This window comes from Lysinibacillus sp. NPDC093190 (assembly GCF_050280425.1).
Lineage (GTDB): Bacteria > Bacillota > Bacilli > Bacillales_A > Planococcaceae > Lysinibacillus.
Genome location: NZ_JBNNVG010000002.1, coordinates 269,484 through 290,844 on the forward strand (window position 1 = coordinate 269,484; position 21,361 = coordinate 290,844).

The window sequence follows — 21,361 nt, forward strand, 5'->3', positions numbered from 1 at the left end:
ACATCTGACTTCAATCTTTCTAATGTGTAACGCTTGATTTGAAATCGTCTAAAGATGGTAAAGTAGTTATCAATCCTTATTTCAATCTATCGAGTTAGTTATTTCTTTTGTTGCTTTATCAGATAATACTCTTTTACAAGACTTAGAAGAAACTGCAAATTTTAAACCTATTTCTTACCGATGTCCCTTTTTTGAATCAAGAATAAACATAGAAGCATCTTGTCCCATAAATATTTTATTTCCTGTATAAAAAGTTTTGAATTGAATATCTCTATACCCTATTTTTGTCATAATGTCGGTTAGCTCTTCTAGATTAAATCCGTTATGAACAATATCTGAAACTATTTTTTCATTTTTATTAAAATCTACGATCAGTAGATGTCCTCCTTCATTAAGAACATCAAATAATCTTGATAAAACTAATTTAATATCATGAATATGGAGTAGAACCTGTGCCATAAAAATATAGTCGGCATGTAAATCCGTTATACTTTCCTTTTCAATATCAAAGCATAATGTATCTACTCTCTGAATATTAAAATTAGTTACTTTTTGTTTTATTTGATTAACCATGTTTTGTGATGTATCCAGAAAAAGCATAGAATTAAACTCATTTAACAAGTTCATTCCGACAAGACCCGTTCCACACCCAAAATCAACAGCATTCTTGCTTTTAGCGTCAACTAAATAATTTCTGATCACATCTGATGATACCTTTGCGATTTGGATTCTTTCAGGAGTGTCATATATATTAGCAATCATTTCAAACTTATCAGTATTTCCCATTATTATCTCTCCAATCAGGCGGCTTAATTAACAAACCTAAATACTAAAAAACGTGTCATTATTTAAGATACGATTCTGCAAATAATAATTCAACTAATTGCTTCGTTATTGACAGTCGTAAACTTTAAAATTCGACGCCTTTACATGCGAAGCCAATCATGCTTTTGGGATTATAAAGAATGAGACTCATTAAAATAACCCACCTATCAGTTATTAGTATTGGCCATAATTGTTATAAGTCCTTAGCACATTGTTAATCTTCAACTTTTTAGTTTATTACGGAATACGTGCGACATAGATACCATAATGTTCACGTTTATGTCTGGATTACATTTAGAGAGCTGTGTAATAAGGCTCGTCCGATGGTGGAAATGTAACTTTTTTTTGATTGATCAGGATGAATGGTTCGTATAAAAAACCTTTCTTTAGACTTTTTTTACGCTGGGATCTAAAATGGTAGGACATTGTATATCGATCAAAAAATAAAATTCGCCATTAAATTATGATTGTTGATTACGACTTCATTTCTACGAATAATAAAGCATCTTCTGTACAGACTAATTTCAGGAGGTGAAATCCATGAATAACAACAACCAAAACTTTAACCAAAAAACCCCAAATGCAATGAACTCGATGAACGAAGAATTTGGGAATGAAACTGATGTTAATCAAATAAGACAACAAATCCAGCAAGCAGAAGCTAACAAAAAACAAGCTTCTGGTACAATGAACTCGATGAACGAAGAATTCGGGAATGAGACTGATGTTAATCAAATAAGACAACAAATCCAGCAAGCAGAAGCTAACAAAAAACAAGCTTCTGGTCAATTTGCAAACAAAAACAGTACAAAATAAGTTGATTAATATCCCCAACCGGCAACCTTTTTTCTGCCGGTTTTTTCGCCTGCACTCGAAGTGCCGAATGCCTACTAAGGAATCTTTTATGTTCACAAATACATACCATTAAATGTATATTTTTCATCAAAAAAACAATCAAATTCAATTGATTATTTCAATATGATACAATCAATTAGCATTTTTATATTATTTTTCAAAGGATTTATGAGCAATCCAATTAAAAACAAATCTCTAGCTTCATTGGTTATTATTGCCGGTTCAATATCACCATTTTTCTACCTGCATTTCTATAGCGTGCCTGGGATAAAACTAGTTAAAACCTTAAAAAGCGCGAGAAATCAATTTTAGAAACGTTGATTTCTCGCGCTTTTCTGATGTGAAATTCCCTAATTTTACTTTAAAAATTTACTTATCTTTGGAGTAATTATACTTAGAACGATCCACTGGCGTATAATCTGTTGGCGTATAGAATCTCAATAAGTCACCATTCACGACTTTATCAGATAATTCCAATTTACGATCTACTTTATTTTTCATAGTTTTCGCAAACTCTAATTGACTATCATCTAGTAGTAAACCTGTTTTATTATCATAAAATTTCCCATTAATTGAATAAATCGTTGGACTGACAAAACCGCCATTTCTAAATGGTACAATTTCATCATGCTCTTTTGATAATAAGTCTGAACCAAATTGAACAAATTTTTGCGTATCAATTCCCAGTAAATGTAATAACGTTGGAAGAAGGTCTGTTTGGCCACCATAAGAATGGTTCGTTCCACCTTGCATTCCTGGAACATGTATAAATAATGGTACGCGTTGTAAATTAGCACTTTCATATGGTGTAATTTCTTTTCCTATGACTTGTTCCATCGCTGCATTATGATTATCTGAAATACCGTAATGGTCACCATAAAGAACAATCATTGAATTATCATATAAGCCTAATTCTTTTAATTGATTGAAGACTTGTTCGATTGCTTCATCTGCATAACGTGCTGTTTGGAAATAATTATCTACACTTGCATCTCCAGTATTAGCTTTATCAATTGTTACTAAGCTTTGATCCATTTTATATGGGAAGTGGTTCCCTACCGTAATCAATTTCGTATAGAAAGGTTGTGGTAACGAACTTAAAAGACTTTCAGATTGTTTAAAGAATGGTTTATCTAACAAACCATATTCAGCCATGTTTTCTGAAGAACCCGTGTCATAATAACTAGCATCAAAGAAATGCTCGAATCCAAATGATTTATAAATCTCATTTCGATTCCAGAAGCTTCCGTTGTTACCATGGAATACAGCCGATGTATAACCATAATCTTTTAAAATACTAGGCGCTGCTTGGTACGTATTTTGTGCTTTTGTAATATAAGCAGATCCTTGTGGTAACCCAAATAAAGAATTTTCTAGCATAAATTCTGCATCGGAAGTTTTACCTTGACCTGTTTGATGGAAGAAATTATCAAAATACATTGTATTCTTATCTTTTGTTAATGAATTTAAAAATGGTGTAACTTCTTCACCGTTTAATTTATAGTTGATCAGGAAGTTTTGGAATGATTCTAAATGTAAATAGATGACGTTCATTCCTTTTGCTTTACCAAAATATTCTGCATTAGGTTTGGCGTAGTTGGATTTTGTATAGTTCATTACTTCTGTAATATCACTACTATCCGCCAAAGCTCTCTGTGAAGATGCTTTCATCGTTTCTACTGAATCATAAATCGTATAGTTATACATTCCTAGATATTTCACAATATAGTTTCTATCGAAACCTCGAGATAATAGTTGCGGACGATCAGCTTCAGCTAGTCCTAAATTTAGGATTGATACTGCTAATGCAAAAGTAATGATTACCGTTGCTTTTTTATATCCAAAACGATTGGTATCTTTTTGTATTTTTCTTGAGAATCGTAGGTAAAACATTACAAATACATCTACAAAGAACAAGAGATCATAAGGCTTTAGTAAAGAAAGAACACTACCACCTAAATCTCCGAAGTTCTGCGTTTGGGTAACTGTAGGTAATGTAATGAAATCACTAAAAAATCGGTAATAAACAATATTGGCATATAAAACAATAGACATCAGAGTGTAAACTACAACTAGTGCAGTATATTTTCTCTTTCCTTTAAATAAAAATGAAAATCCTAGAAATAGCATTGCTGAACCTAGTGGATTTATTAGTAAAAGGAATTGTTGAAGGGATCCTTCTACTCCTAGGTTAAATTGTGCTGTTTGAGTGATGTATGTTTTAATCCATAACATTAAAACAGCTAATATATATATCCCTAAAAAGTTGTTTAATAGGTTATCTTTTTTACTTAATAAATTTTTCATTTTTGCACCTACCTTTTACTTAATCAATTATGCCTCGGCATAATTGCGTCCGGAATCGGCTTAACTCCTTGCCGATCCTGTGACATCCGCCGGAGGCTTCTTTCAGCAGTTGTTTGAACACCCGCTGAAAAGTAACTTAAACCCGCATTCATCTCACCAACTGTAAAGGTGGGAGACTTCTGTAACTGCCGTTTCACTTACGTTACAAAAAACATCTGTACCCTTTCTCTACGCTTTCGGTACAAAAGACATTTGCTGAAAAAAGTTAAACTTAAATCTAGATGTATATTAACTTAGATTATAAGTATTGCATTTGAAAAAATGTTATTTCACAGTAGCTTTTTTCGCAGCTATTGTATATTACTCCCCATATAAACTTCTGTCAAGTTGTAAATATAATTGAAGACAGTTAGTACAGCATGTAAATCTATTCCCTAAAAAATTCCTCAAATGTTAGTTTTTTAACCAATATTTACTGGGTATTTTAAACCATAACTCTTTCTTTTATATCTCCGTTAAGTTTTCGACCACGCTACCTTTTCACAATGTGGTGAGTGTTGATGGTGAACAAAGTTTTAGATGTAGTAGGTCACCAAAATATAAAAATTCGCTTTTCTCTAAAAAAACAATTTATCATGCAAAACATTTATTCTTTTGCTGCTCTCTTGGTAACTAATTATCTCTCTGCTCTTGAATATACTTTTTAAATTTAACTTCTTCTTTAACTGCCCATTGGACAATAGATAAAATCACTATGATTTTTCAAAGATGAAATCAGAGGTAAATGTTTACTTAAGCTTTCAGCATAAGACTCTGACCACATGGTTACTTCGAAACCTCCCCAAACGTCGTTGCTTTGTTACTATTTTACAAATTATAATAAATTCTTTTGCTGTAGCACTTTTAGTAGTCTCTTACCTGTAACTTTCTTGAAAAAAGGCTTTGGAATAAAGCCTATGCCATTCTGTTTTAAACCTTTTTTAATAGCGCTAATTTACATTTTGAAAAATGATCGATCAAAATGAAGTTTATCTTTTTAACTTAGTACGAGATTTTTATAAAAAAGTTTCATTATTTTTGTACTCCTTATTCCACTAAAGCCCTTGTTAGTTTAACAATTCATTATTTATATGGTTTAAATTCAATTGATTTTACTTGATACATTTTATCTCTGAACATATACATAATTTGAATATCTCCTATATATCCACCTGATGGTAAAATTTGACCTCCGATTTTTGCAATAAGTTGATTGTCTTTTATTTCAAAGTTGATAATATTGCCAAAGTAAATATCCGTAAATATATGCTCGGGTTTAATACCTAAAGGTTTAATATCAATTGTATATTTCTTGTCGCCTATACTAATATTAGCCTTGTTGGGTAATAACTCGGTCTTTACGTTTTTTAATACTATTGCAATTGGGTCATCAACAAGTACTTCAACAAGCTTTTTATTTAATAGTTGATTTTGTATATGGAAAACGTGAACTTCTCGTTCTAATATCCCTGTACCATAACCCTTGGTCAATATTATGATTAACTCATTCTTTCCGTCTTTATTAATGTCCTCGTAGATAATTTGAGGAGACCAACTAGGACTTGTTGTATTTATCCAATAAGGTTTTGAAAGGACGTTACCTTGAAAATCAATTTTAAAATCTGAATATACTTTATTCATCTTTTTCGCAAATATGGAAACATTCACTTTATCAGACTTTGCAATTTCATCATATTCATCTGTCATTGCTTTAGTTTTTATTAAAACAGCAAAAAGAGAAATGACAAAAATTAAAATAAGTTTTTTTTTCATAAGAAAACACCTCATATTTAGTGTTCTCTATAACTTACTGTTTATTCCACATGCACCGTTAGCACAAAAAGTGGTTGCTTTAATTGAACAATCACACCAGTTAGTTGAATTAACTTTCCCGTCTACACTGCATACGGCTTTCTTTTTCGGAAATACCATTTTGTATAGTAACTTTATTTATTTTAACACCATTTTCTGGAGTATCAGTCAATGCGATATGGATTCTATCAAAGAGAGCGCCACCATGATGTGCACTATAATTTAACGCACTTACATGAACGATATGTCTTCTAGTATCGCCATTTATTCTTTCAATTTTATCTATTTTTGGACACAAGACAAAATCGGAGTAAGTTTTGTCTAAGTAGGAATAATATTTGGTATATAATGTTTCTTCAAGCAACTCATCTTTTGGTGCACCGATACTTTCATATTTCCAGCCAACTAAGAGCCAATCATAAAGTTCGAATGATTCCAATCTAACCTTTTTATTATTTCCGGTAAATATAACCTCACCATCAGCTATCGTGCATGTTTTCACTTGGTTTTCGGACACACAATTATAGGCAGGTTCAATAACCGCAACGTCCCCGTTTTTCATTTTTATTTTCATTATCGAGATTACGGGAGTTTTATTTGACTCTAACTCAATTACTCCTTCGGAAGGACTTGCCGTGTTTATCCAGTTAACAACCTTACTGATGATTGCTTCCTCATACCCATCATTTTCCTTAAATGAACGAGTACCCCCATATAGACGGTTTACCTGAACAAATAAAACATCCTCTTTTTTTAATTTTGGTTGCATGTTTGCATTTACTAACTGCTTTTGGGAAAATAAACCAACAATCAACATGATCAGTATGACTAACTTTCTCAAGAATTGTCGCCACCTTTGGATGAAAATTTGTAGGTATTGTCCCCTTATATTAAAACTAAATACTAATAAAACTAAGAAAAAAGAACGTTTTTCAATTCCTTTTTTATTCAACTAACTGCACCGTTAGCACAAGAAGCGGTTGCTCTAATTGAACAATCGCACCCATTAGCTCAATAAAGGTAGTTTTGTTTTTAGTGGTTTATAAACCAAACAAACCATCATTTTACACGTAAACAGTCAGCAAAGAGTGCAACTAAAACTTACATTAATAAATACTGTGAATTAGAGGATTTAGCCAAATTGAAGCGGTTAATAGAAGCTCGAACAAAGGAATTACAAAGTGAATAAACACAAAATGACCAGGTACTCATGAATAAGTGAGTCCTGGTCATTTGTTTATATGGCATCAATTATGCCTCCGCATAATTGTGTCCAAAATCGGCTTTGTGCTTACACAAAGAACGTGGCATTCTTTAAATTCACAAAAAATAGATACAAAACAATCTATTTATTTAATTTTCTCACTATCACTATTGGTAATTTGACTGTACAAGATATTGTTTAATTCTTTGACTGAAATAACATTACTTAAATTTCTTTCTATTTCATTATTAAATAAATTCTCAATTTCTCTAATCTTAGGGACTAATGCTCATTTGTCCTGGTGTGACAGATACTAATTTCTTTGCTAATGGTGGAGTTTCATTTGGTAGTAAACGTACTCCTAAAGATGTAGTTAACACCACTTTTAAAGGTTTACATAGAGGGAAAGTTTCTATTATTGATGGAATTAACAATATATTTACTAGTATTATTCTACCAAAAAATCTATCTCGTAAAAATATGGTGAACATGGTAGGAAACATAATGAGCAAACGAATAGATTAATTATTAATGAACTTAGATTGAAGAAAACCATATTATAATTTTTAAACTTCATCTAGTCCTGGAGATTTGGCAATTAATCGGTCGTGGGAGGAGCAGAATCAGTTCTAGCAGCCTTTAAGAGAAATACAGCATTTGCTACTGTTCTCGCTTCACCAGGCTCAATATAAAGATCGCTACCATTTTGTTCAGACTGGTAACGACCTTTAAAGTGTGGATCGTTTAAGGGATCTATGCGACGGTAAAATTCAGCACTACGATAGTAGGCCGAAGCGCGCAAGAATGCCTCCCGTGCGCTAATCTTGTCTCCATGCTCAAAGGAATATTTACCGCGTTCATAAATACTGTCTGCGATAGCTTTCCACTCCCTCATCCATGCTTCTTCATCACCCTCTGGGATTGCAGCAGCGGTCAAGAACACTTCATTGAGATCAGCGCCGTTGTCAACTGCGAATCCAGCAGCACGCAATGTACAGTATTGTGTAACTTGCATTAGCCACTATCATGCCTGAGAGAGCACCATCGTCTGTTGTAAAGGCAGAGACATTTACTGCGATGTTTATGACATTTGTTACATTGGCTGCATCATTTGTTGAGCATTCTGTAGATTTAATTAGTTCGAAATATTTTTCATCACCAGGAAACACTAAAATTCAGGAATCAAACATTGCTTGGAAACTAATAAAAAAAACCACTCGACACTATTCAGAAGTTTTTGGTTTAGGTAAAACGTACAAGAAACATAATTCTGTTTACATATAATATCAATATAATATGATAGAAAGGTTGTGCAGTGTGAGGAAAGAACATAACAATTTTAAAAAGTTCAAGTTTAAATCAAATCCAAGTTGTCGTTGTCATTGTTGTGGTTTTTGTTGTCCTTGTCGTTGTAAGCCACCATTTATACCTGTACCACCAACTCCACCTTGTCATTTTTTAGTGTACGTTACAGACGCTGGTCAGTTAGTTACTCCTGATAATAGAGTATCAGTAATTGATACAGCTACAAATACTATAGTCGCTACCATTCCAGTAGGAACTGGCCCTCTAGAAGTAGCGATTTCACCTGATGGAGAATTTGGTTATGTTACAGCTTTTTTATCGAATAATGTAACGGTTTTTAGTACTGAAACAAACAATCCAATCACTACCATTCCAGTAGGAATTAATCCTCTTGGTATAGCGGTTTCACCAAATGGAACACTTGTTTATGTATCAAATCACGGTTCAAACACTGTATCTGTCATAGATACAGCTACAAATACCGTAACCGCTACTATTCCAGTAGGGCTCCAGCCTCAAGGCATAGCTTTTACTCCAAATAGTGCATTTGCTTACGTTGCAGACGAAAATTCAAATGCAGTATCCGTTATAAATACAGCTACAAATACCGTGGTTGCTACAATCCCTGTTGGAATTCGCCCAAGATCGATCGTTTTCACACCGAGCGGACAATTTGCTTACGTTACAAATGAAAATAGTAACACAGTATCTGTAATTGAAGCAGCTACAAATACGGTAGTTGCTACAATCCCTGTGGGAATAGGACCTGTTGGAACAGCAATTACACCTGATGGAACACTTGTTTACATTGTAGATAAAGGTAGTAATGCTGTATCTGTCATAAGTACAGCAACAAATGCGGTGATTGCTACAATCCCTGTAGGAGCATCTCCTGACCAAGTTACCATCTTGCCGGATGGAACACTTGCTTATGTCACAAATCAGGCTGACCAAACTGTGTCTGTCATCGATATAGCAACAAATACGGTAATCGATACAATTCCAGGATTTAACGGTCCTACTGGTATAAAAACCGGGACAATTTGCCAAACAGGCACCTCTCTAGATTCGGTATAATGGTAGCGACCAAACAGCCAAAACCGAACGGAGTGAATGCCCCTTGACTAATGTAAAACAAATAAGTCTGTTTGACGTCCATGAATTATATTTAATGGAATTCGAATGAAGATGTTACTATTCAACTTGTTGAAAATTCATCATCTGTTCAACTTAATATAATGAATCCCGACATAGAATTAAAAGAAAAAGATCTTCCTTTTCTTTTAACTGTACCCTATAAGATAGACACTTTGAAAAAAGTCTATCTTATAGGGTACTTTTGTTTATAATGAGAAAAAAGATGTTGGGGTAGAGTGAAATGACCAAAAGATATTTTACGAAAAATGAACAAAAACAGCTCAAATGTAATCCGAATGTGCAAGCAATTAGTGAGAAAGCAATCACTTATACGGACTAATTTAAACTTTAGTTTATTACGGAAAATAAAAAAGGTGAATTACCAAGAAAAATTTTTGAAAATGCTGGTTTGGATGTTGAATTAATCGATATAAAACGAATTGGAATCTTCAGGCAAACGCTGGCGAGCTGCTTATCGTAAAGCAGGTGGAGAAGGTTTACAAGATACACGTAAAATAAATTCAGACCTTCTGAATGCGAATTGACATTAGAAGAAAAATTGAAGCGATTAGGCGAAAAATCGATTACTTCTACTTTCGGTCGCACATTCAAAAGTAAAACCTCCCCCCTTTCCATCATACTTTATACAGTTTTATCAGTATTTATTTCTATAGTAAGCTCGTTCAATTTATGGTCTAAGTCATCAAGCAAGCGTAGTTTATAATTCAACTGCTTTTCAAAATCCATTGATTGAGCCAATACCTTATTTACTTGAGCATCCAAGTGTGTAAGGACCTCTGAATTCATCATCGTTTCTCCACTCAAAGATAAGGTATGTTTTTTTTCAACCGCTAATTCTTCCGATAATTTTTCTATCTCACTACTTTTTTCCTCTATATCTTTGGATAAATGCTTATTAAGATTATCTGAATTGGCTTGTTCTAAACGGGATCTTTCTATGGCTTCAATGATAGTCTTCATTTGTATGCTTATTTCTCTTGTAAAAACATTAAACCTATTTTCAAAGTAATCCACTGTAGTCCTATAGCTAGCATCTGAATTCACAGAAAGAAATTCATCTTTAGTGGATTTTAACGTTTCCTTCATTAGCTTATTTTCTGCACGCAGTTCTTCTAATTCTTTTAATAACCCCTCTATCGAAGAAAGTTGTTTTTTCTTCTGGATTTCTCTTGCTTGTATATCTTCATAGTAAGTTTTCAATTTTTTTTCATGGTCTCTCTTCTGCTTTAAAAGCTCCATCGAAAGATCCTTTTTCTGTTGCGTTAATTGAACATTTTCTCGCTCTAATCTCAGTACTAGTGAATAATAATCACTATCTCTGAGCCTTTTAACTTCATTTTTATATTTCGCTAATTCGGCTCTTAAAAAAATGATCATTTGCTGCAGCTGAATAGGATCATTGTTTTTCACAATATCATTATCCACACTTACACCTCCTATCACGACATTTTTTTAAGTAAACTAATCACTTCTTCAAATTGCTCCTTACTATTCTCTAACATCTCATCAAGCTGCTTGATAATCTTAATTTCTATTTCCTCATCACCAATTTCCTCAGCTTTGCTCTTTTCTCCTGACATTAAATAGGCAATAAGTAGATTCAATGTGCCTTTTTCGAGATAAGCGAAGCTATTATTTTCCGCATTACTATTGTTAGGTAGATTCGTAAGCTGTTCCTTCATTAGTTGATGGACAACACTATCTATTTTTTGATTCATATTTTCAAACTCACTCATTTTCATCCTCCTGTGTATGACTAATTCCATTGAGATTAATAGGATTTAAGACAACGATACCATCTTCTAACTGATCACAATATGTAAAACCCATGATACTTCCTGAATAAGAAAAATTATGACCCCATTTGATCTGAAAGTTAGGAAATGATAATGTTTCGTTTGGCTCTAACGTTGTTTTTCCTATAGGTCTAAGCCAGAACTCCTCCTTGCTTGATTGATCATTAATTCGCTCCCAGCTACTGTTTCCTTTTAAATTTGGTGCGAAATGTTCATAGACATACCTTCCAGAGAAAGAGAATGGAGAGTCTTCAGGTAGTTTTATACACAGATACGGATTTGTTATAGGCTGATTACCTATATTACGAATATGATAAGAGCCCAAGCATAAGCTCTCTTCATCAGGCCCATAAGAAATATTGAACGAGGATGTGAAATAACTAATGATGTTGACACTATCCGGAATAGTAAGATCCTCAACCGTTTTTTTAATTTCATGAACATAAAAATCCGTTTGTTTTTTTAGTTCATTTATCTTTTCTTCCACATGATCGATACGAATAGTCATAATTAGTGCCCCCTTGTCAATAGTATTAAATTAACCAAAGAATTCACATTTTAGGCGATAGCTAATATCTGAAATCCTTTCATAAAAAAAAAGAGAGGATTACCCTCTCTTTACGATATGATTTTCTTCTATGTGTTAGTACCATTAGCCGAGAGTTGGGAAAACAGCAGGGCACTGCTGAGGGCGAACTACACCCGGACATGTGAATGGTAATTCTGCTCTTGGTTCGCAGAAAGTTGCTAAGAATTCCACAGTAACTGGGAATGTAGATTGAATGCTTTGGCAAACTGATACAGTAATTGTTAGTGCAGAAAACGTAATTGTGCCTGTTCCAGCTGTTAATGTTCCTGTTGTACACACGAAACAATCTAAATCTGTGAATAAAATTTCTACGTCTGTCCCTTTCGGCGCACATAATGTAACTTGTTCGCAACGGGAAACTGGAATAGTATTGCTTGTGAACATAGTTCCATTCGGTAAACAAACAACTATCGTAAGAATAAAATTCTTTTGAATAGTTAGGTTTTGAAGACATACAGTTGAACCATCAATGGAGAATTGGCGATTCTCACGGTTCAAGATAACAATAGGATTAGTTGTTGCTGGAACTACCTTACATGTAACTACTGCACCTGTTAAATCAGTAGTTGGTGTTACTCCTGGAAAAGTAATTGGCCCAGTAGGAGAAATATCAAACGACATTTCCTTTACAATCCAGTCAAATACCTTATCGACGTTTATACAAATTAGCTCCTGTGCCTGGGATGGCATATTCTCTAGCATCCTTTTGACACCTCCATAAATTTTTTATCTTTCGTTTGTATCATATGTTTTCTAGCTATAAGTGTATGGGCTAACAAATAATTCGTTCTGAATTTTATTAGAAAACTTAAGTATCGGTATGTGTTGTTTTTGCTTACATCTCCTCTTCTTATGGAGAAACTAAAATGTTTGAAAGGACCGGTATATTTGTAACAGAAAGTAAATATTTTTAATAAAATATTAATGGACTGAAAGGGGTGAAATGCAATGGAAGATTCAAAATTGTACTCCACTCAAGACATTGAAAAATTGAAGCAAAAGATAGACGCCTACAAGGAAACGTTAACTTCATTGAAAATGGAAACCTCAATTGATGATTACCTATTTATGAAAAAGGATTTTGATGGGATTAAAACGCAAATAACACTTTTAGAAGGGCTAACTGAAACAATAGATGATAAGCAAAATTCACAAATCAGAGGCTATGAGGAGCAGATAAAACTTCTATCGACACAAATTGAGTCTCTGAATCAAATGATTGAGAAAATGAACCAAGAAATACTAAGGGCTTTAAACAAATTACTTACGATTGAAAATACTAAAGCTCCAACCACTACACCTAAAACTGAAAACATATCTAAATTTATCGCTAACGGTGCACAAAGGGATCCGATAATTACACAGACAACAAACCAATCGGCGAATACGTCAACACAGCCATCTTATAAAATGCTACAAAGTCTGGCAGGTAAAGCAACGAATGGCCAATTAGATGCAAACAATGGTATACCTTCCACTCCCAGCGAAAACCAAAGAAATATACCCGAAGAACGCCATTTTAATCAACAATACTTTCAATCAATAAATACTCATCCAAGCCAAATATATAATGGTCTATACAGAAATACCAACGCAGAATCGACCTTCCATTTTAAAAACGCTACGAATGCACAGGAAATTCCAATTAGAGTTTATGAATCTAATACTTTACCGTATGCTGAAATCCACAATTCCATTGACACTGATCTTAAAACGGAAGATTTAGTTAATTACAGAGAACTCGAAAAAATTAATAACACTGTCACTATAGATGAAATGAGCTCTGTAATAACAAATGAGCCTGTCTTTCCTGAAGTTTCTGAAATAATTAATGAACCTGCCTTTCCTGAAGTTTCTGAAGTAGTTAATGAGCCTGTCATTCTTGAAGTTTCTGAAGTAGTTAATGAGCCTGTCATTCTTGAAGTTTCTAATGTGATTAATGAGCAAGACGACACAAATACATCCCCAACTTTAAAAAGTGCCGAAATTGAAGTCTTTGAAGCTAAGATTGAGGAAGATGAGGCCCTTATACAAATTGAAGAGGTAAACAAACAACCTGAGCTAAAAGAAGAAGCAACTGAAGAAGGGCATAAAAAAGAGAAGAACTCTTTGTTTTTCAATTTCTTTCGAAAATGGAGTTAGTTTAAATTTGTGGTGTACAGAGCTTAATAAAACTGGGGAAGTATACGATGAATACGTCCAATAAGTATGAAAATACATATTGGACTTTTTTATGTTCAATTGGAAAAATAGGTCCCATTAGTTAGTACCCGCAAAATAACGCTTCACAAAAGAAGCTTCAAAAATTTCCACATATAAAAACTACGAATTAGATGATTGCCCTCCCCCACCAATCTTAGCTGAATAGAATAATGAAGAAAGGGGGTGTAAAAATGTGTATGAATAATTCAATGTGCGGGAGCGGCTGTGGCTGCGGAAATAAAAATGAGTGTACTGCACTTGGTCCTTTTGAAGCTATAGAGGCTGCATGTATTACGACACCAGCAGCAACAGGCTCCATCATCCCATTCTCTTCAGGAACAATTCCTGTTGTTTTAGTATCACTTGCTAGTGGCTTAATCGGTACAGTAAGTCTTGTAGGATTCGGCACATCTATTGCAGGGATAACTCTTACTGGTACAAATATAGATTTAACAGCTGTTACTGGAACGGAAGCCTTTTCAGTTCCACGTGCTGGTACTATTACATCTATTTCTGCATCCTTGTCTGCTACAGCCGCTTTAACCCTTGTAGGAACAGCAACAGTCACAGCACAAATTTACCGCGCGGTTGCGGGAAGTAATGTTTTCAGCCCTACAACAGCATTTGTTAATTTATCACCAGCTCTCTCAACAGTAGCAATAGGTACTATTACATCTGGTACTGCAAACGTTACACCAGTGCCAGTAGCTGCCGGTGACCGTTTATTAATGGTGTTCTCCGTTACTTCCTCAGGGATTGCTGCTACTATTGCTGGTAACGCAAGTGCAGGAATTAATATTGTATAAAAGATTATGTTCGTAAATTAGATTAAATCTACCATACAATATCATTATCCATGTATAATACGATAATTACTTGAAATCAAAAGTAATAAGTAAAGTAGGCGATTTTCTTCAAATCAGGAAATCGCCTACTTTTCGATTTAAAAAATATAGTTATAATTTCGCCAAAGCCATTTGAATATGAACAAGATGATCTGTTTAGCTTGTTAGCAAATACACCCAACGCTCATGTAAACTCTCAATCATTTTATAAGATGTTGAGACAAGCATTTCGGAATCGGGTAGCTTTGCCCATTCTTCCTCACTATAAGGCTTAATCGTTGGAGCATCCTCTGTCAAAGCTAGCTTAAAACGGATGTAGCTATTCATATGACTATCTGAAAAGAAACGGGTCAAAGATGGGTCATCTACAAAATGGAATAGTATCATATGGATATTATTAGGATAGAAACACTAAAACTGCTGAAATCCATCAAGAAGAAGAAGCAAAAGTTTACCGTATGATTGAAGACATGTATATAAAAAATGATTTATCAGCTGCAGCTATTGCACAAGTATTAACTGATATGAAGATTCCAAGTTCAGGCGGAAAAGATTTTTGGTTTGCAGAAACTGTATTGCGATTATTGAAGAATGATTTAATGATTTTCATAAAGGCAATGTGGTACATGGTCGATATGGTCGCTCTGCGGACGGGAAAGTTCTAGTAAAGGAAAATGAAGAAAATATTATTTTGATAAGGGAATCCATCAAAGAAAGATTGCGTAGATGGTCGTCAGATGATGTTATCCGATTATTAGATGGAGATGCCTTCCATATGGCCAAATCAATGACATATAACGCTTAATAATTGAGCGAGTTTCATATTTTCGGGATGAAGATGATAAAATTATCGTAAAGATTAAGTACAAATGACCACAACCGTTGATTTGGCGGTCTTTTTTTATAGTTACTAAACAACAACTATTCCAAATGTTGTTGTTTAGTTACCATTTTACAATAGAAATTTAATTTTCTGCTGTAGGACTTTTAGGTAGTCTCTTGCCTGTTGGTTACGTATCTGTCTGCCTACCTGAGTGATGTATGATCGATACCAGATCCTTTTGCCTTAGCTCGTTTTTCATCTAACTCCTTCATACCCTCAACCTCTAAATGCTTAATCCAACGTCTTACATTTTGATCAATCCCTAATTCTTTCGCTACTGATTTATAACTCCTACCCTCTTGTGATTAGAATTAGTAAAGTTATTTAATTTTGATCAAAAAGGTAAGAGCCTTACTACAATTTATAAGTAGCAAAGCTCTTTAAAGTTGTTTCAATCTACATCCATTAATAATATAACTCTTGATAAAATGAATAAAAAGTTGTTATATTTCTTATTTAACAAACGCACCCCTTTAGTAAAACATTAATTAATTATTTAAGTCTTCATTTTCCACCTTGGCCAACGCTACTATGTATGGTGGTACAACACTTGGAGGATATCAAGTTAGATGTTTGAGGAAATAGAATAGAAACGGCTGAAGTTCTTGTGTAACAAAGGTCTCAGCCGTTTATTTTCCCAGGATGGAAGTTTGGGTGCTAAAATAGTGTGTTGATTTTTATTTTAATAACTATATTTGACCATTTACATTTCATGAGCCCGATTCAAAAGCTCTAGCTTAGATTGTAATTACATCCTAATCATGAAGTACTTAAATTCTTTAATTTAATGCCTTCCCATAGCCATTGAAAGAGTACCTCTCATAACTAATACCTAATTAATATTACCTGTTGGGTATAATGTAGTTCCTCCAATTGAAACTTTTATTTCATTAGATAATGGAACATTGTATTCATCAATAATTGTTCTCCACCAATCCCATGCAAGACCTGTACATTCTCTTGCATAAATTCTTATATTTTTTGAATTAGGCGGAAGTGGTATTACTGTAGAGAAATGAGCTGTTTTGTCTTTCCAGTTCCCATCCCAAGTTTTATGGGATAGTACTTCTTTCCCGCTTTCATCATATGAAAATTCATCCCAGGCTACTTCAAATTGAGCAACATATGCACCATAATGATCAAGGATGATGCTGCCTTTAGAATATTCTGTAGCTATCGTCTCGATATAATCTGTATTGTTATGAACAGCAGCAATTGAATTATCCTTTAAGAAAACACTTGTATATGATATTGGGTATGCTGGATTTTTAAGACTAAATTCTGCATTATCTTTAATTATTTCTCTAATATCATTAAAGTCCTTTGAGACAACCTGGTTATGCTTTTGTGAATCTCCGCCTAATACTACAGCAGTAAAGGAACTTTCTTCAAAAATATCTTTGTACTGTCCACTAGTTTCTACATTGGTATTGACATCCTTCAGTAAGGCTTTAAAAGCAGCTTGTACATCCTTGCTCTTAGAGCTTGTTTCTAATTTCACATAAATTGTTCTCCCATAAGCTACATTTGACACCATAACGGGAGGGGCATCATTACTTACCCCTTTACGGGTTAACTCTTCAAAATGAATACTATCATCAAAAAGATCTGATGGATTGTTAGGTAGTTCTGCACTTACGGTATAAAATATTTGTTTATATGCCGCAACCATCACTTTTTTCTCTCCACTCGCAATCGCATTAAAGTCAATTCCCAGAGAATTGTCAAGAACTTGGGCGTTAACATTCAGAGTGTTTGCTATTTGAGATTTGCTATAAACCATAGATTCTGAATATTGTAGTCTTGCAGGTAAAGTATGGGTTGTTGAATATTTTTCACTCCAAATAGATACTAACTCATCTACTGCCCCAGATACATTACCATATGTTGGATTATCCACGGTCGTAGTATTTTCCCTTTTCATGCCAGGTAAATCTATGCTAATATTTAGCGGTTTTCTTTTGGCCACCAATAAACTAGGTTGATTGTCTGCAAAAGCTTTGTTTGCAAGTTGTAATGCTCCTGGATATGTACGATTCGCCATAGAATCGATAATTGAAATATCCACCGGTGAAGTTGTAAGTGATTTTTTGTTACGCTCAACCACTATAAATTTATTATTTGAGTTAATACCTTCTTTTGGGACAAAACTATCAACCTTGTCACCATTCACTGCTAAAACTTCGCTGTTATTGTAGTTCAAGTTTGCTATACCAGTATCAATGTCATTAGATTTGCTTTGTTCACTAGCTAAATTAGTATCAAGTGTTTCAGCAAAGGAAATAATCGGATAATTTATGATCCATAAACAAATAGATAAATATACTAAAATTTTTATTACTTTATAATAATTTCGAATTCCCAAAAAACCACTCCTTTTATAGGAAATTATACCACAAAAACGTATTATTCAAATACAGTAGTTTAGTATCATGTTTAACTTTTAGGATTATATATATATAGTAATATGACATATTCTAATCCCCATTTTTAACTACTATAGTCGTAACAATTACTGTGATACCATCTAATGAGAGTACGACAACTATTCCTTCTTTTTAGAGTCACTGACAAATTAATAAAGATATTTATTTTTAATTTTTATAATTGAGGTCATCTAATGAAATTAAATCTTCTGGTGCGGGACAGGTAGTCTCTTGCCTGTTATGTACATGTCTGCCAGCACTCGGTGACGTGATTAATTGGTTTACATGCTCAACCCTCCACAATCTATTTGATTATTTACATACAATGGATTCGGGATAGCAAACTCTCATCTTGCCCATTGTCTTTTTTAATACAACGCTGTCCCATACTTCATAATAAAAAGCCATACCCGATTGGATACGACCTTTAGTTAACAATATTTTTACCCTATCATCTTTTAATTTTTTTAGACGGCTCACTATACAAAAAACAATCCCATCCTAATTCTATAAATTTTTCCAACAGGATAAAAACCTCCTTAGTTTTCTATAACTATACAAACAATAGACATAGAAAGGAAGGAAATTTCATTGGAAACTTCGGTAATATGGGTAATTACAATAACAATTGCTATTACGGCGGCGGCTATGATGGCTCATCATTCGTTCTAATTGTCGTTCTATTTATTCTTTTAATTATTATCGGCGCTACTTTCATGTATTAATCAAAAGAGCTTTTGTTAATACCAATCACAAATAGCGAGTATAATGTGTAAAAGCTTATTTAGCTTACATCACCTTATTTAAGGGTCACTTTTACAAGAGTGACCTTTTTTCATTAAAACTCTTGATATATTTGAAAATTATTTTTTAAATTAAATTTATTAAGTAGATAAATATCGCAATCCCTATTGAAAACTTTACATATTATAAAATTATAGAAAGGAGGGAAATTACTATGTCTGAATACTATGGTAGTGGTACTGGTTATGGTACTGGATCAGCATTTGCGCTAATTGTTGTTCTATTCATTCTTTTAATTATTGTCGGCGCTACTTTCATGAATAGAGGTTATTAATACCTAACACCGCCTCTAATGCTCATAACTATTAGGATAATACAAACTTATCCTTTCCCTTCTATTCATTACTAAGGGTCACTTTCCACTGGTGACCTTTTTAAATGTCTACTCCTAGGGAAATGAAACGCAACAATGTGGAAGGGATTTGAGTTTTATTATAAAAAAATGATGGAGTAAATGAAAAAACTAGTCCCCATTTCAGGACTAGTCTTTGGAGCAACTTATTTATTTTTCATTTATTGTGATTAAACGTGGTTCCGTCGTACTATTTGATGCTTCAGTAACAATAACTGCATTTCGTTCTTTGCCTTTATTTGTTGCGATTACCTGTGGATCCGTCGTACTATTTGATACATCAGTAACAATAACTGCATTTCGTTCTTTACCTTTATTTGTTGCGATTACCTGTGGATCGGTCGTACTATTTGATGCATCAGTAACAATAACTGCATTTCGTTCTTTGCCTTTATTTGTTGCGATCACCTGTGGTTCCGTCGTACTACTTGATGCATCAGTAACAATAACTGCATTTCGTTCTTTACCTTCTTTCAGCGTTGGTGGCTCTTGGCCAGTTGCCGCAAAGACGGTCATCCCTCCAATGACTAATGTACATGCTAATGCTGTTCCTAAAACTGACTTTTTCTTTAAGGTCATAATGGACACTATCCTTTCTTCAATCCCGTTTTTACTAAAATGATTACAAAGCGGCGTAACCGTATAGGTTTCATCTGCCATATTGATGAGAGATAGTGCATATGCTGACTTTGCCTTATCTCCAAACTGTCTAATAACCCTTTCGTCGCAAGACAATTCAATGTCTCTGTTTACTAAAAAATACATAAACCAAACTAATGGATTAAACCAATGCAAAGCTACCATAATCGTTAACATTACTTTCCACAAAACGTCAAAGCGTTTAATATGAATTAATTCATGCGTGAGAATAAACTGAATACTTGCAGCGTCTTTCCAATTTGTTGATTTCGGCAATAAGATGACTGGTTTAAAGATTCCATATGTTAACGGGGTTTTAATTCTATCTGATACTGCAATTTGAATAGTTCTTTTTAACTTATGATCGTTTAGCCATTGATCGAGATACTCATTATTCTTCACTGGGATGGCTGTTTGAAATTCTTTATAAAATCTAACATAGGCCACTATAAAGAATAGCAATACCCCGATACCCCCACATGCCCAAAGGTACTGAACGAAATCGCTTGTCATCACAAGCAAAAGCTGATGATAGAACGTGTTTGATGTTTGTGCGATTTCAATTGTACTGTGCATACTTTCCGAATCATTTGAGTGAGTGAGCGTAACAAATAAGTTTTTCAGCATTGGCTGTATGCTCAACTTTGAATAAAAAGAGTAGGGGATGAGTAGTTTAAATGCAACGATTCCCCAAAGAATTAAAAATGTTTGCTTTGGCACTTTATTTCTTACTAACATCCTCATCAATAACACAATGATGAGGAGGAGAGATGCGTCTACACTCATATTGAGAATACTCATATCATAATTCCTCACTCAAGATCTTTAACAATTTGCTTTAATTTTTCGATCTCACTCGCGGACATTTTTTTCTTGTCTAGTAAGGATGCGAATAGTAAAGATTTAGAACCATTAAATATTTTATCAATCAATTCCGTCATTTCTTGTTCTTGTATCTGTTCTTTTCTGATGATTGGATGACAGATAAAGTTAGGTTCAATTCTTTCAATGGCCTCTTTTTTTATACATTTTTTTATGACGGTATAGGTGGTATTTTTATTCCAACCTATTCGTTCGTTTAACATTTGTGAGAGCTGTTTAGCTGTCAAATCGCCTTCTTCCCATAAAATATTCATGACTTGTAATTCCGAATCAAACAACTTAACTTGCATACGCGCATGCTCCTTTTCTTAAGTGGACTATTGCAATAGTTTGCCACACCCTAATACTACTGCGATAGTCTGTAGTTGTCAAGACTATTGAGATAGTCTGTTGGAAAGAATCCATTTTAAAGGCATAATTATACAGATAAATTAACCT

19 protein-coding genes and 2 pseudogenes are annotated in these 21,361 nt (G+C 33.8%); 7 read left to right on the forward strand and 14 right to left on the reverse strand.

Translation table 11 applies throughout. The features are described from left to right. Positions 1 to 174: 174 nt before the first annotated feature. Positions 175 to 786, reverse strand: a complete 612-nt coding sequence (locus ACQKOF_RS03305; protein WP_427553676.1) for a class I SAM-dependent methyltransferase — start codon at positions 784 to 786, stop codon at positions 175 to 177. Between the two features lie 570 nt (positions 787 to 1,356). Here ACQKOF_RS03305 and ACQKOF_RS03310 point away from each other — a divergent pair. Next, entirely contained in the window at positions 1,357 to 1,641 is a 285-nt protein-coding gene (locus ACQKOF_RS03310) for a gamma-type small acid-soluble spore protein (protein WP_427553678.1), read from the forward strand. 408 nt (positions 1,642 to 2,049) lie between these two features. On the opposite strand, the gene ACQKOF_RS03315 is transcribed toward ACQKOF_RS03310, so the two are convergent. From ACQKOF_RS03315 to ACQKOF_RS03330, 4 genes are all read right to left on the reverse strand, one after another. Beyond that, on the reverse strand, positions 2,050 to 3,987 hold the full coding sequence (locus tag ACQKOF_RS03315; protein WP_427553680.1) for an LTA synthase family protein: 1,938 nt from the start codon (positions 3,985 to 3,987) through the stop codon (positions 2,050 to 2,052). A 1,122-nt stretch (positions 3,988 to 5,109) separates the two neighbouring features. Next, positions 5,110 to 5,799, reverse strand: coding sequence for a hypothetical protein (locus ACQKOF_RS03320; RefSeq protein ID WP_427553682.1), 690 nt, complete (start codon positions 5,797 to 5,799; stop codon positions 5,110 to 5,112). A 109-nt stretch (positions 5,800 to 5,908) separates the two neighbouring features. Next, positions 5,909 to 6,679 (reverse strand): hypothetical protein, encoded by a 771-nt coding sequence (locus ACQKOF_RS03325; RefSeq protein ID WP_427553684.1) that lies wholly within the window; start codon positions 6,677 to 6,679, stop codon positions 5,909 to 5,911. A gap of 961 nt (positions 6,680 to 7,640) precedes the next feature. Next, positions 7,641 to 8,057 carry a hypothetical protein gene (locus ACQKOF_RS03330; RefSeq protein ID WP_427553686.1) on the reverse strand — a complete coding sequence of 139 codons (417 nt, stop codon included), beginning with the start codon at positions 8,055 to 8,057 and terminating at the stop codon, positions 7,641 to 7,643. Positions 8,058 to 8,359: 302 nt separating this feature from the next. Here ACQKOF_RS03330 and ACQKOF_RS03335 point away from each other — a divergent pair, with 302 nt between their 5' ends. After that, positions 8,360 to 9,424 carry a beta-propeller fold lactonase family protein gene (locus tag ACQKOF_RS03335; protein ID WP_427553688.1) on the forward strand — a complete coding sequence of 355 codons (1,065 nt, stop codon included), beginning with the start codon at positions 8,360 to 8,362 and terminating at the stop codon, positions 9,422 to 9,424. A 702-nt stretch (positions 9,425 to 10,126) separates the two neighbouring features. On the opposite strand, the gene ACQKOF_RS03340 is transcribed toward ACQKOF_RS03335, so the two are convergent. From ACQKOF_RS03340 to ACQKOF_RS03355, 4 genes are all read right to left on the reverse strand, one after another. After that, the gene (locus tag ACQKOF_RS03340) at positions 10,127 to 10,930 is read right to left on the reverse strand and encodes a hypothetical protein (RefSeq protein ID WP_427553690.1); all 804 of its coding nucleotides are present in this window, start codon (positions 10,928 to 10,930) and stop codon (positions 10,127 to 10,129) included. A gap of 14 nt (positions 10,931 to 10,944) precedes the next feature. After that, entirely contained in the window at positions 10,945 to 11,241 is a 297-nt protein-coding gene (locus ACQKOF_RS03345; protein ID WP_427553692.1) for a hypothetical protein, read from the reverse strand. After that, the gene (locus ACQKOF_RS03350; RefSeq protein ID WP_427553694.1) at positions 11,234 to 11,809 is read right to left on the reverse strand and encodes a hypothetical protein; all 576 of its coding nucleotides are present in this window, start codon (positions 11,807 to 11,809) and stop codon (positions 11,234 to 11,236) included. Before ACQKOF_RS03350 ends, ACQKOF_RS03345 begins: the two co-directional genes overlap by 8 nt. A gap of 144 nt (positions 11,810 to 11,953) precedes the next feature. Continuing rightward, complete coding sequence (locus tag ACQKOF_RS03355) at positions 11,954 to 12,592, reverse strand: hypothetical protein (RefSeq protein WP_427553696.1); 639 nt, start codon at positions 12,590 to 12,592, stop codon at positions 11,954 to 11,956. A 246-nt stretch (positions 12,593 to 12,838) separates the two neighbouring features. Between ACQKOF_RS03355 and ACQKOF_RS03360 the strand changes: the two genes are divergently transcribed. Next, the gene (locus ACQKOF_RS03360; protein WP_427553698.1) at positions 12,839 to 14,032 is read left to right on the forward strand and encodes a hypothetical protein; all 1,194 of its coding nucleotides are present in this window, start codon (positions 12,839 to 12,841) and stop codon (positions 14,030 to 14,032) included. Positions 14,033 to 14,283: 251 nt separating this feature from the next. Further along, positions 14,284 to 14,898, forward strand: a complete 615-nt coding sequence (locus ACQKOF_RS03365) for an exosporium glycoprotein BclB-related protein (RefSeq protein ID WP_427553700.1) — start codon at positions 14,284 to 14,286, stop codon at positions 14,896 to 14,898. A 198-nt stretch (positions 14,899 to 15,096) separates the two neighbouring features. On the opposite strand, the pseudogene ACQKOF_RS03370 reads toward ACQKOF_RS03365, so the two are convergent. Then, positions 15,097 to 15,273 (reverse strand): annotated as a pseudogene (locus tag ACQKOF_RS03370) (YfiT family bacillithiol transferase); the annotation flags it as partial. Positions 15,274 to 15,362: 89 nt separating this feature from the next. Between ACQKOF_RS03370 and ACQKOF_RS03375 the strand changes: the two are divergent. Further along, positions 15,363 to 15,602, forward strand: coding sequence for a recombinase family protein (locus ACQKOF_RS03375; RefSeq protein ID WP_427553760.1), 240 nt, complete (start codon positions 15,363 to 15,365; stop codon positions 15,600 to 15,602). A 361-nt stretch (positions 15,603 to 15,963) separates the two neighbouring features. Here the strand turns inward: ACQKOF_RS03375 and ACQKOF_RS03380 are convergent. Next, positions 15,964 to 16,110: pseudogene (locus tag ACQKOF_RS03380) on the reverse strand (hypothetical protein); the annotation flags it as partial. A gap of 542 nt (positions 16,111 to 16,652) precedes the next feature. Further along, positions 16,653 to 18,185: a thiol-activated cytolysin family protein gene (locus tag ACQKOF_RS03385; RefSeq protein ID WP_427553702.1), complete on the reverse strand. Its 1,533-nt coding sequence runs from the start codon at positions 18,183 to 18,185 to the stop codon at positions 16,653 to 16,655. Positions 18,186 to 18,854: 669 nt separating this feature from the next. Between ACQKOF_RS03385 and ACQKOF_RS03390 the strand changes: the two genes are divergently transcribed. Further along, positions 18,855 to 18,971, forward strand: a complete 117-nt coding sequence (locus ACQKOF_RS03390) for a YjcZ family sporulation protein (protein ID WP_427553704.1) — start codon at positions 18,855 to 18,857, stop codon at positions 18,969 to 18,971. A 233-nt stretch (positions 18,972 to 19,204) separates the two neighbouring features. Further along, positions 19,205 to 19,324, forward strand: coding sequence for a YjcZ family sporulation protein (locus ACQKOF_RS03395; RefSeq protein WP_427553706.1), 120 nt, complete (start codon positions 19,205 to 19,207; stop codon positions 19,322 to 19,324). Positions 19,325 to 19,552: 228 nt separating this feature from the next. On the opposite strand, the gene ACQKOF_RS03400 is transcribed toward ACQKOF_RS03395, so the two are convergent. Together ACQKOF_RS03400 and ACQKOF_RS03405 are read right to left on the reverse strand one after the other, a co-directional pair. Continuing rightward, a complete protein-coding gene (locus ACQKOF_RS03400) occupies positions 19,553 to 20,842 on the reverse strand; it encodes a M56 family metallopeptidase (protein WP_427553708.1) in 1,290 nt (429 codons plus the stop codon). Positions 20,843 to 20,853: 11 nt separating this feature from the next. Next, a complete protein-coding gene (locus ACQKOF_RS03405) occupies positions 20,854 to 21,213 on the reverse strand; it encodes a BlaI/MecI/CopY family transcriptional regulator (RefSeq protein ID WP_427553710.1) in 360 nt (119 codons plus the stop codon). Positions 21,214 to 21,361: the final 148 nt, after the last annotated feature.

What these genes read in the sequence shown, in the direction of transcription:
- ACQKOF_RS03305 (WP_427553676.1), bottom strand. Translation starts at nt 786, where the DNA reads ATGGGAAATACTGATAAGTTTGAAATGATTGCTAATATATATGACACT.
- ACQKOF_RS03315 (WP_427553680.1), bottom strand. Translation starts at nt 3,987, where the DNA reads ATGAAAAATTTATTAAGTAAAAAAGATAACCTATTAAACAACTTTTTA.
- ACQKOF_RS03320 (WP_427553682.1), bottom strand. Translation starts at nt 5,799, where the DNA reads ATGAAAAAAAAACTTATTTTAATTTTTGTCATTTCTCTTTTTGCTGTT.
- ACQKOF_RS03330 (WP_427553686.1), bottom strand. Translation starts at nt 8,057, where the DNA reads ATGCAAGTTACACAATACTGTACATTGCGTGCTGCTGGATTCGCAGTT.
- ACQKOF_RS03345 (WP_427553692.1), bottom strand. Translation starts at nt 11,241, where the DNA reads ATGAGTGAGTTTGAAAATATGAATCAAAAAATAGATAGTGTTGTCCAT.
- ACQKOF_RS03350 (WP_427553694.1), bottom strand. Translation starts at nt 11,809, where the DNA reads ATGACTATTCGTATCGATCATGTGGAAGAAAAGATAAATGAACTAAAA.
- ACQKOF_RS03355 (WP_427553696.1), bottom strand. Translation starts at nt 12,592, where the DNA reads ATGCTAGAGAATATGCCATCCCAGGCACAGGAGCTAATTTGTATAAAC.
- ACQKOF_RS03360 (WP_427553698.1), top strand. Translation starts at nt 12,839, where the DNA reads ATGGAAGATTCAAAATTGTACTCCACTCAAGACATTGAAAAATTGAAG.
- ACQKOF_RS03365 (WP_427553700.1), top strand. Translation starts at nt 14,284, where the DNA reads ATGTGTATGAATAATTCAATGTGCGGGAGCGGCTGTGGCTGCGGAAAT.
- ACQKOF_RS03390 (WP_427553704.1), top strand. Translation starts at nt 18,855, where the DNA reads ATGGGTAATTACAATAACAATTGCTATTACGGCGGCGGCTATGATGGC.
- ACQKOF_RS03395 (WP_427553706.1), top strand. Translation starts at nt 19,205, where the DNA reads ATGTCTGAATACTATGGTAGTGGTACTGGTTATGGTACTGGATCAGCA.
- ACQKOF_RS03400 (WP_427553708.1), bottom strand. Translation starts at nt 20,842, where the DNA reads ATGAGTATTCTCAATATGAGTGTAGACGCATCTCTCCTCCTCATCATT.
- ACQKOF_RS03405 (WP_427553710.1), bottom strand. Translation starts at nt 21,213, where the DNA reads ATGCAAGTTAAGTTGTTTGATTCGGAATTACAAGTCATGAATATTTTA.